The organism is Streptomyces sp. TRM49041 (assembly GCF_008271805.1).
Classification (GTDB): Bacteria; Actinomycetota; Actinomycetes; order Streptomycetales; family Streptomycetaceae; genus Streptomyces.
In genome coordinates this window covers 1-9,184 of sequence record NZ_VSRY01000116.1, presented here as the reverse complement: position 1 = coordinate 9,184, position 9,184 = coordinate 1, and the positions used below count along the sequence as shown (strand labels likewise).

The following is a 9,184-nucleotide window of genomic DNA, read 5'->3' as shown; positions in this document are numbered from 1 at the left end:
CGCGGCGGACCTGGGCATCGACCTGGACGCCCGCAGCCTGCACGGAGTGGAGGTCGCCCGATGAACGACCGGCGGCGGCCGATCCGCATGTGCGTACGCTGCGACCGGATCACGGACGCACCCGTGGTCGTCTCCGAGGTGCACCAGGCCAGTGGACCCGGCTTCACCGTGTACGCGTGCCGCGAATGCGCACCGCTGTTCCCACCGGTCCCTGACGCGTTCGACCTTCTGGGTGGTGAGCGGTGAGGCCGGAGCGCACGACGGAGCAGCTCACCGCGGACGCGAGAGAGTCCGGGCGGACGCAGGAATGCGAGGCGGGCGAGCATTCCTTCTGCGCACCTATGGAGGTGTACGCGTCCGACGACCCCGGCCCCGACGAGCAGCCGGTCTTCTCGATCACGTGCACATGCGCCTGCCACAAGCACTGAACACAGACGGGGGCCTCCCCCTCACACACCACACGAGGAAGGCCCCGCCTTCGGGCATGACGCGGAGTCATCAGCGCTACTGCCCCCCATTACAGCCGACAAGTCAGCCTGGACGCCGCAGTCAAAGGCCGAGGCGGGAGGGCAGCACGGTCTCGCCCGCGGGTGCCTGCTGGTAGGTAGGGCACGGAGATGTCCCTGCGATTCAAAGATTCTCGGGCAATCCCTACAAGTCTCGCTTGACCTGTTCGCGGACCTTGCGCTGGTTGTCATCGACCTCGCGCAGCAAGCTCTCCTGGACAGAATCGTCGGTCTTCCGCGCCAGGGTCCACGTACGGGCCATGTGGACCGCCTGTGCACTGAGGTGGTCGGGGCGGTCAGCGGCCGGCGTGTTCTCCAGGTCTCGGAGCCACATGGTGACGACGTGGCCAGCCGGGTCGCTCTCGTCGCCGTTAGTCGGCTCGCGCAGTAGGTGGTCCATGACCGCAGCGCGCCAAGCCTGTGCGTCTTCTTCGTCCTGGTGCTCCGCGACGGCGTCCCCGATGCCGTCCAAGATGCCAAATACGCGCGCGTTCTTCACCGGCACAATCGTGAACTCTGCGTCCCTTGCTTCGCCCGGCACGGCGGTGAGCTCCCGAGCCGCGTGCCGCGTTTGCGCCATACGGAGGATGGCATACGCCTTCGGGTCCTCCGAGATTGCGCGCACAATGTCCTTGAAGTACGTACTGTAGAGCGCGAGGTGATAGGTGCCATCGGATTCCCATGGCGGAATAGCCTCACCATCCAAGCGCATGTACTCGGAGTCGAGCCCGGCGAGAATTTCGTGGGTGTCTGAGGCGTAGTCGGCCAAGGCGGTGGCGAGTGGGGCTCGGAGTGCGGGATCGACAGTAAGGGGATCCGGCTTCGTGAATCCGAGGGCGAACAATACGTCCTTCATCGCCTGGGCCTGCGGTTCGGTGTGAAGACCCGGCTCCTTGCCGACGGTTGCCTTTACAATGGCCTCACCAACGACCGCGCAATCCACCCCGTGCTGCACGGTCGCCCCCAGCGCCTTCCTCACGCGTTCGTTTTCTGGCAGCCCGTTGCAGGCAGCTACCGTCTGACGACCGAGAAGCAGCCATGCGGTGAGTCCACCCAGCAGGGCAAGGCAAACCCCGAGCACGATCAGCGGCTTCACGGGAACAGTCCGGCTCACAAACTTCAGTGGCATGCTTTCCCTCGTCCTACCAGGGTGCTAGGTCAGTTCGGCGTATCCGTCAGATACTTCGCCGCTGCGTTCGTTCCCCGATCACGTCCGTTGAGTGCGATCGCGGTGTAAGTCTGGGTCGTAGTCTCCGAGATGTCCTTCCGCCCCTCGGCCCAGTCAGAGACCAAGATGGGGAGCTCCTTGTCTACTTCAAGGAAAAGGTCTGCGATCTTCGCGTTTGCCTCAGTGTCGACCTCCCCCTTCATCCGGTTGCCCCACTCCCACGCCCAGGTGTCAACACCACGCTGGATCGAGTCGCCGAATGCTATGGAGACACCGCCGGCGGTTGTGAAGTACAGGGGAGTCACCGCGCCACCGATGACATGGTAGGCGACCTTCGCTTTCCAGTCGGCGTCGCTGTAACCAGCCATCCGCTTGTCGTTGATCACATCTTCCTTGATCGCGGCAAACGCGCCGAGGGCTGCGCCCGACTTGTCCAGGCGGTTGGTCAGCTCGTCGCGTGGCGCGTCCTTCGGGAGCTCTTCCAACGACAAGCCGATATACCGGGACTCCGCCTTGTGGAGCGTGCCGTAAGCCTCCGGGTCATCCGAGAGCCCTCGCATGAACTGCGTCAGGCTCTTCTGGTCCACGGCCAGGTGAAGCTCACCCTGGTCGTCCAGAAAGTGGCCGGTGTCGGCGTTGGTGATGTATTTCGAGTCCAAGTTCGCCAGCATCTCGTGAGTGTCCGCCGCGTAAGTGGCCAAGCCGCGGGCGAGCGGCTCGCGCATGTTCTCGTGAACGGTCTGGGAGGGGCCCAGCTCACCGATGACAGCGTGCATGATGCGGGCCTGCGCCTCGGTGTGCGGTATGGCCGGCCAAGGGTCCTGGCCGGGGCCAAGCGGCGGGTGACCGGTCGTGGATGATTCGAGCAGAAGCCCCAGGCCTGTACGGGCATCGGAGTCTTCCTTCTCGATGTCCTTCCCGGACTCGTGGTTCCCCTGCCAGACCGGAGTGTCGTTGAACTCCCACTCGCGGTCTTTCAGCAGGTACTTGAGGTTATCGTTCTTACCGTCGGCCCCCGGGTCGACATAGGATGTGGCGGCTTCTGGGTTCTTCGACATGACACCAAGCAGCCCGTCGAGCGGGTCGTTGGCGAACCATCCACCATTCTTGCCGCTGAAGTCACCGTGGAGATCCCAGATATTTGGGTCACCACCGCGCTTCTTGTCCTCGACCGAACGGATATCGTCGGCCAGGTCGTGCAGGAAGGGAGTCGAGTAGCCTTCGCCGTGCTGCATCAGCGTGACCAGGCTCTGGTAACCTCGCACCTGCTGCCCGTGGTCCCGGCTGATCACGTTCGGTCGTTCCGCTGCCTCCTTGAGGTCGAAACTCCTGACCCCGGCCTGCTTGAGCTGGTCCCGGAAATTCTTATAGAACGCCGACTTCGGGTCCTGCATCGCGTTCTCCAGGGAGTTCGCCAGGCCCTTCTCCAGGCCGAGGTAGGCGCCCTTGCGCTTCTCGTCATCGTGATACGCGAGGTCGTTGAGTCGGTTCGCGAGCTTCAGGGTGTTCTCCGCCCCCAAGCCATTGAGGAAGGTCCGACTGAAAGCCGGATCGTCGAGCCCGGGACGCGTATTGTCCCGCATGGCACGCTGGAATTCCTCAAGTTCGACCACTGAGACACTTTGGCCACTGTTGATCTTTGTCGCGATGTCCAGGACGTTCTCAGCCTCATACTCCTCAACGTCATCCTTGGCGTGACGGTTGAAGCCGTTCGTCGTCCCGTCAGTCCAGTCGGTGTCGAGGACAACGGCGTTGAGTGCGATCTTGACACCCGCATCGGCGTCGCTGACCGCCTTCACAGCCGTCTGGATGCGCTCGGTCCACGAGCGCTCGACCTCCGGGAGGTCTGGTTGGTGACGGATCGAGTACGCTTCCTGCGCGCTGACCTTCGAGAAGTCAAAGTGGCAGACTCCGTGGTCGGATACCCGCATACCGGCCTTGACGGCATCGGCTCGCGCAGCTTTCACTTTGCCTCGAAGGTCCACGAAATCTGTATGCGCGTCGCGCAACAGCGCGGCGATCGCATTGGCTTCCTTTTGCGCTCCCTGAAGTTCCCGGAGCGTCGCGTCAAAATGCGCCCTGAACGCAGCCTCGCTGAGCCCCACCCATGAGCCGTCCGCAGAGACTCCGTGAACATCTCGCTTGTACTGGCCTTCAAGTTTCTTGAACTCGCCTGCCATCGACTCCCACTTGCCGGCGGCGGTGGTGAGCTGAGACAGGTCTGTGTGCATGACTTCGTAGTAACTCGGCACAGGTAGCCCTTCGGGGGTGGTCAGAGGTCGGCTATCTTCGACCGCAGTCTCAGCTGCGTGCCGATATCGATGTCGTTGCCTCGAAGGGTGTTCCCTGTCTGCATCAGCCCGTTCTTTTCGTACACAAGACGATCAACCAACGCCTTGACCTGCTTCTCCCACGTTGCATGCGCCTTCTTCAGGGCAGGGGCGGTATCCCAGCCGTCGCCGTCTCTTGCCCCGAACTCCTTCACCGCTGACGCTGTGCTCTCTTCCGCGTCGTCTCCGTGGGTTTTGGCATCGCGCACCAGATCGTCTATCGCCTTGGCCGCCTTCTTCTTACGAGTGAGGCTGGAGGCCAGATTCCCCGTGCCACCCCCTCCACCAATAGGTGCGAGTTGGTTCAGCCGCATGGATGCGGGCCCGCCCTCACCCGCTTCGGCCTTGATCTGGTCCCACTCGTCCCAGGCCATCATGTCCCCCCGTTTGTCCGGTTCTGGCTGTGCTGTGCGGTGTGCGGCGGCGGCGTTGGCTGCCCTGCACAGTGTGGCGGGTCTGCTGCGTGCGGGTACGGCGGTGCGGCAGCAGGTGTCTGAGTGGTGCTGCTACGGCGGCGGTTTCGGAGCACCGGGACCGTGATGGCCGCGCAGAGGATGACGGCGGCGCCGATGCCGACGGCAATCCAGCCGGTCGGGGCGCTACTGTCGTCGTCTGACGCGGTCGGCTCGGTCGCCGGCTGTGCTGAGTCCTCAGCAGCGCTGGAAGGCTCCGTGGAGGGGGACTTGGCAGCCGCGTAGGTGAAGTCGGGGAGCGGGTACTTGTCCGGGGGGCCGGGGTTGCCCGGCGCCTTCAGGGCGCGCAGTGGGCGCACCGCGCCATAACCGATGTGGTCGTTACGCCTGTTGCCGCTCGTCGGGCCGCTCACCGTGTTGAGGATGACCCGCAGGACCTGGTTGTTGGTCCACTCCGGGTGCTTGGACCAGATCAATGCGGCTGTCGCGGATGCGATTGCGGTGGCGTCGCTAGTGCCTCTCCCTTTGCAGATGTCGTTGCCGCCGCACGCGTGCAAGATGTCTTCGCCCGGTGCCGAAATGTCTACCTGCGGTCCGTAATGGGAGAACCTCGACCTTCTGAGGTCCTTCCCAAGGGCTCCTACGGCGACGGCCCCTGGAGTAGCAGCAGGATATTCGACCCGCGAAGTGGCGTCGTTGCCCGTGGGCGCGAACACCAGCGACCCCCTTTCCATGGCATACCGGACGGCATCCGTCAGTTTCGGCGATCCCGCGTCCTGCCCCATGGAGATGTTGATGACTTTGGCCCCCGCGTCAGCGGCATAGCGAATACCCTCGGACGCTGCCTCGTTGAACCGGACTTCGGCCTTGGCCGCGTTGGCCTCTTTCTCGGAGTCAGGCATGCGAATGGGAAGGATCTTGGCCCCCGGCGCCAGCCCGAACGCCCCGTCCCCGCCGCTCCTTCCGGTACCGGCGATGGTTCCCGCCATGCCCGTGCCGTGGCCGTCGTAGTCCGTCCACTCGTCGCCCGGCTTCTCCGGGGCCAGGTCCTTTCCCTTGAGTACACGGCCTCGAAGATCTCCATGGGTTGCGTTGACGCCAGAGTCGATGACCGCGACGGTCACGCCCTCGCCCGTACTGATCTCCCAGATCTCGTCCGCGCCCATGGCGTCCAGGTGCCATTGCTGCGACCGGACGGACTCTGCGTACGCGGGGGTGGCAGCGATGCCCGCAAACGCCATCGTGATGAGCATCGACACGACTGCACGGACATATGTCCGGCGCCCGGTGCTGGCAGGCATATACGTCCTCTTCGCTCGTCTCGGGTGGTCGTGTCAGTCGATGACTGGAGGAGCGACCCGACGATTGTTCTGCGACCAGGTCTCCTCGTCCTCGGCGAGGTAGCCGCGCCGCTCACCCCTGGTGCTCTCCCGGCGCGAGGAGGGCCGCGCGGGCGTGCCGGGAACGCTACCGCTCACCAGTCCGGAACCACCCTGGCTGAACGGACGCCCACCGGTGACGCCCGGCTGCACAGGCCGCCCACCAACCACGCCTCCGGCCTCGCTCGCGAGCCGTCGGCCGACCGGAGCCCCGCCCTGTCCCGGCCTCGGGCCACCGTTCATGCCACCAGCGCTGTGTCCCATGGGCGGACGTACCTGCCCGCCGCCCTCGCCGCCGATCACGGTGCCACGGGGGATGCCTCCGGTCGGCCGAGCTGACGGGTGCGGCACAGGCCGTCCGCCGATGACGCCGGCGTCCCTCGGCGGCCTGACCCCGCCCGCGCCGGGGCCCGTGCCACCGCTCGACTGTCCCGGCAGTACCGGACCGAGTGCCGTACCCGGGCCCCGTCCAAAACCGCTCTGCCCGGCGGCCGGGGACGCCGCTGGGCCGCCGGGAATCGGGGGTACCAAGCCCACCGGCAGAGTCGTCATGGCTCCATCGGGGCGCCCCGGACCGGGCGCGGGCGTGACAGGAGGGGCCGTCGCCGGGAGCGGCAACGTGCTGACGCTGTCGATGCTTGTGGCCACGGGCGGCATCTCGGGCCGCATGACAGCATGAGGCGTCTCCGGGACGGTCGGGCGCGCCGCTGCTGCCGCATTCCGATGTCCCGGCGCACTCTCGGCTGCGGAGGCGTGCGAGGCGAAAGCTCCACCTGCGCCATTGCCCGCGGCGGCACCGTCGACGCCGGAACGGTACAAGTCCTGCGAGTCGCGCCACTTCTCGGCCGGAGGCACGAACTCCCCCGGCGGTGGCCGGAAAGTCGGCACCTCCAGCTTGTCCATCTCCGAGGCCGACTGGTCGTACGCCTGCGCCAGTTTACGCATCTCCGCGATGGCGTCCTGGCGGTTCTTCTCCTGGGTGGCGGCCAGGGCCGCCTCCGCCTTGACGGCGACCGTCGTCGCGTCCGGGTCGTTGTGGTGGGCCCTGGCCGCGTCGAGGTTGGCCTGGGCGGACTCCTTGGTGGTGTAGCGGGGGATCGAGGACTGCGCCGTCGCGACGGCGCCCGAGGCGCGGCTCAGCCACTTCGACGCGTCGTCGCTGTAGTCCGCCAGTCGGAAGGTCGAGCTGGCCAGGCTCGCGCCCCACTCGATGAACGCCTGGTTGCCTTCGCCCTCCCACTTCACGCGCTCCGGGCGGAACCTCAACTGCTGAGCGATGTTCCGTATCTCGCCCGCTGCAGCCGACAACCGGTCCGCCGCGTCCTGGACTTGGGCGCTGCTCGCCTGGTCCAGCCAGGTCAGCATCTGCTCGTGGGACATGCTCTCGAAGGGCGTGCGGCCGCCGCCCGCGCCGCCTCCGCCGTCTCTTGCCATCTCTCTGTCTCCCCCGTGCCGTTACTGGAGGCCGCCCGCGCCCGCCGAGTCGCCCGGTTCGGCTGTCGGCGTTCCGTCGGCCGTGGGTCGCTGATCCGCCGTCGGGTCCCGGTCCGGGTCGTAACGCCGCTGCGTGTTGTGCTCGATCGCCAGCATCCGCCTGCGTATGTCCTCGTCGATCGCCCCGTAGCCGTTCTTGGCCGACACGACCGCGATGCCCATGCCCTCCAGGCAGTCGCCCATGAGCTGGGAGAGTTCCTTGAGTCGCTCAACCACGATCTCGTACGACGCAAACAGGCCCGCCGCCTCGGACCACGCCAGGTCACCGCCGCCGAAGTCCGCGCGCTTGATGTGGGGCGTGCCCACCTGACGTGGGGCCGCGGGTGAGTCACCCAGGTCGACGAGCAGTTTGTCGACCCGCTTCTTGAACGACACCATCGACTCCGCGTCGTACAGCATCGACGCCAGCCCCGGGTTCACCGCGCGTAGTTGTCGTTCGTCGCTCGACATGCCGCTCGGCCAACCGCCGTTGTCCGCCATCAGGTCCGCTCCTCCCCCGTGCCAAACGTGACCCTGACTTCACTCTAGCGGGGAGTGCCGACAGCTCTCATGTGGGCGGATGCCTCCCGGGCAGGCGTGCGCTCAGTTGACGACCGCCGTCTGGGAGCGGATCGGGAGGCGGTTGACCAGGCGGTTCCGTGGCGACGCGGACCGCGGAGGCGATCGCCGCGGAGGTGGTGAGGACCGGGACCACGCTGCCGGGCTTGGCGCCGAAGGGGGCTACCACGTCGCGTTCCTCGACCAGTTCCACGACGCGGATGTCAGGGGCGTCCAGGGCACCAGACACGTCCAGGTCAGCGGGCACTGCTCACTCGGACTCGTCACCCGCCGGTACGTCGGCAACGAATGAACCTTGGCCAAGGACGGTGTAGAGCCTACCCTCTGCCCGCAGGGCAGCAACCGCCTTCTGGATCGTGGACGGGGCGACGTCCAGCTCGGCCGCGAGATCGACGACGGCGGGGAACCGCGCGCCCGCCGCGTACCTACCGACATCGATCCGGCGACGCAGCTCGTCCGCGATCTGAGGCCACACGGGCTTGCTCCGGTCAAGATCCATACCGCGAGGATGCGCGTAGCCTCGAAATTGCGCGACCGCGTATACGCGTATGCGCGTATGCTTGGGCGACGTAAGACCCCCGCGGTCGAGGCCAACGACCCGGGGGCATGGCCAACGCTGCTCTAGGAGCGTCAACAGTGAGCATTATCCACGCGCTTGTGCGCCTGCTGCAGGGTGTCCGCGCCCCCGGCTCCGGCCGAAGGCGGGCGAGTGCGAGCCCGGCCCCTGCCACCTCCAGCCCCACCCACGTCCAGCGGGAGGCCCCTCGTATGAGCCTCCCGCGACTCCGTTCCCCGTACGGGTTGGCCGAACCGCTCGACGGCCGCGCCTCGCTTCTCGTCCGCCCCTACCTCATGGCGCACGAGCGCCAGGAGGTAAGGACGCGGCGGCTCACCCTCGTACGCGCGGCGGACCTGGGCATCGACCTGGACGCCCGCAGCCTGCACGGAGTGGAGGTCGCCCGATGAACGACCGGCGGCGGCCGATCCGCATGTGCGTACGCTGCGACCGGATCACGGACGCACCCGTGGTCGTCTCCGAGGTGCACCAGGCCAGTGGACCCGGCTTCACCGTGTACGCGTGCCGCGAATGCGCACCGCTGTTCCCACCGGTCCCTGACGCGTTCGACCTTCTGGGTGGTGAGCGGTGAGGCCGGAGCGCACGACGGAGCAGCTCACCGCGGACGCGAGAGAGTCCGGGCGGACGCAGGAATGCGAGGCGGGCGAGCATTCCTTCTGCGCACCTATGGAGGTGTACGCGTCCGACGACCCCGGCCCCGACGAGCAGCCGGTCTTCTCGATCACGTGCACATGCGCCTGCCACAAGCACTGAACACAG

The 9,184-nt window shown here is 66.5% G+C and carries 12 protein-coding genes and 1 pseudogene; 5 read left to right on the top strand and 8 right to left on the bottom strand.

The genetic code is table 11. The features are described from left to right. The first annotated feature begins 60 nt into the window (after positions 1-60). Positions 61-246, top strand: a complete 186-nt coding sequence (locus FVS66_RS13750) for a hypothetical protein (protein ID WP_149180258.1) — start codon at positions 61-63, stop codon at positions 244-246. Beyond that, positions 243-428, top strand: a complete 186-nt coding sequence (locus FVS66_RS13745; protein ID WP_149180259.1) for a hypothetical protein — start codon at positions 243-245, stop codon at positions 426-428. Before FVS66_RS13750 ends, FVS66_RS13745 begins: the two co-directional genes overlap by 4 nt. Positions 429-651: 223 nt before the next feature. On the opposite strand, the gene FVS66_RS13740 is transcribed toward FVS66_RS13745, so the two are convergent. The 8 genes and pseudogenes from FVS66_RS13740 to FVS66_RS13705 all read right to left on the bottom strand — a co-directional run bounded on the left by FVS66_RS13740 (position 652) and on the right by FVS66_RS13705 (position 8,347). After that, a complete protein-coding gene (locus FVS66_RS13740) occupies positions 652-1,602 on the bottom strand; it encodes a hypothetical protein (RefSeq protein ID WP_149181476.1) in 951 nt (316 codons plus the stop codon). A 62-nt stretch (positions 1,603-1,664) separates the two neighbouring features. After that, complete coding sequence (locus tag FVS66_RS13735) at positions 1,665-3,905, bottom strand: DUF6571 family protein (RefSeq protein ID WP_262386986.1); 2,241 nt, start codon at positions 3,903-3,905, stop codon at positions 1,665-1,667. Positions 3,906-3,946: 41 nt separating this feature from the next. Beyond that, entirely contained in the window at positions 3,947-4,381 is a 435-nt protein-coding gene (locus FVS66_RS13730; RefSeq protein ID WP_262386985.1) for a hypothetical protein, read from the bottom strand. Then, positions 4,378-5,670 (bottom strand): type VII secretion-associated serine protease mycosin, encoded by a 1,293-nt coding sequence (gene mycP / locus FVS66_RS13725; RefSeq protein WP_262386984.1) that lies wholly within the window; start codon positions 5,668-5,670, stop codon positions 4,378-4,380. Before mycP ends, FVS66_RS13730 begins: the two co-directional genes overlap by 4 nt. A gap of 81 nt (positions 5,671-5,751) precedes the next feature. Then, positions 5,752-7,230 (bottom strand): WXG100 family type VII secretion target, encoded by a 1,479-nt coding sequence (locus FVS66_RS13720; RefSeq protein ID WP_149181474.1) that lies wholly within the window; start codon positions 7,228-7,230, stop codon positions 5,752-5,754. 21 nt (positions 7,231-7,251) lie between these two features. Then, the gene (locus FVS66_RS13715) at positions 7,252-7,770 is read right to left on the bottom strand and encodes a hypothetical protein (protein ID WP_149181473.1); all 519 of its coding nucleotides are present in this window, start codon (positions 7,768-7,770) and stop codon (positions 7,252-7,254) included. 102 nt (positions 7,771-7,872) lie between these two features. After that, positions 7,873-8,068: pseudogene (locus tag FVS66_RS35930) on the bottom strand (hypothetical protein); the annotation flags it as partial. Positions 8,069-8,098: 30 nt separating this feature from the next. Next, positions 8,099-8,347, bottom strand: a complete 249-nt coding sequence (locus FVS66_RS13705) for a winged helix-turn-helix domain-containing protein (protein WP_149181472.1) — start codon at positions 8,345-8,347, stop codon at positions 8,099-8,101. Positions 8,348-8,616: 269 nt separating this feature from the next. On the opposite strand from FVS66_RS13705, the gene FVS66_RS36565 reads away from it, so the two are divergent. From FVS66_RS36565 to FVS66_RS13690, 3 genes are read left to right on the top strand one after another with little or no spacing between them, the layout of a single operon-like run. After that, positions 8,617-8,814 (top strand): hypothetical protein, encoded by a 198-nt coding sequence (locus FVS66_RS36565; RefSeq protein ID WP_316248182.1) that lies wholly within the window; start codon positions 8,617-8,619, stop codon positions 8,812-8,814. Next, on the top strand, positions 8,811-8,996 hold the full coding sequence (locus tag FVS66_RS13695; RefSeq protein ID WP_149180258.1) for a hypothetical protein: 186 nt from the start codon (positions 8,811-8,813) through the stop codon (positions 8,994-8,996). Before FVS66_RS36565 ends, FVS66_RS13695 begins: the two co-directional genes overlap by 4 nt. Further along, entirely contained in the window at positions 8,993-9,178 is a 186-nt protein-coding gene (locus FVS66_RS13690; RefSeq protein ID WP_149180259.1) for a hypothetical protein, read from the top strand. The genes FVS66_RS13695 and FVS66_RS13690 overlap by 4 nt, the downstream gene beginning before the upstream one ends. Positions 9,179-9,184: the final 6 nt, after the last annotated feature.

Excerpts from the sequence above, each read along its gene's own strand:
- FVS66_RS13695 (WP_149180258.1), top strand. The coding sequence starts at position 8,811 with ATGAACGACCGGCGGCGGCCGATCCGCATGTGCGTACGCTGCGACCGG.
- FVS66_RS36565 (WP_316248182.1), top strand. The coding sequence starts at position 8,617 with ATGAGCCTCCCGCGACTCCGTTCCCCGTACGGGTTGGCCGAACCGCTC.
- mycP (WP_262386984.1), bottom strand. The coding sequence starts at position 5,670 with ATGCTCATCACGATGGCGTTTGCGGGCATCGCTGCCACCCCCGCGTAC.
- FVS66_RS13750 (WP_149180258.1), top strand. The coding sequence starts at position 61 with ATGAACGACCGGCGGCGGCCGATCCGCATGTGCGTACGCTGCGACCGG.
- FVS66_RS13735 (WP_262386986.1), bottom strand. The coding sequence starts at position 3,905 with ATGCACACAGACCTGTCTCAGCTCACCACCGCCGCCGGCAAGTGGGAG.
- FVS66_RS13720 (WP_149181474.1), bottom strand. The coding sequence starts at position 7,230 with ATGGCAAGAGACGGCGGAGGCGGCGCGGGCGGCGGCCGCACGCCCTTC.
- FVS66_RS13705 (WP_149181472.1), bottom strand. The coding sequence starts at position 8,347 with ATGGATCTTGACCGGAGCAAGCCCGTGTGGCCTCAGATCGCGGACGAG.
- FVS66_RS13730 (WP_262386985.1), bottom strand. The coding sequence starts at position 4,381 with ATGATGGCCTGGGACGAGTGGGACCAGATCAAGGCCGAAGCGGGTGAG.
- FVS66_RS13715 (WP_149181473.1), bottom strand. The coding sequence starts at position 7,770 with ATGGCGGACAACGGCGGTTGGCCGAGCGGCATGTCGAGCGACGAACGA.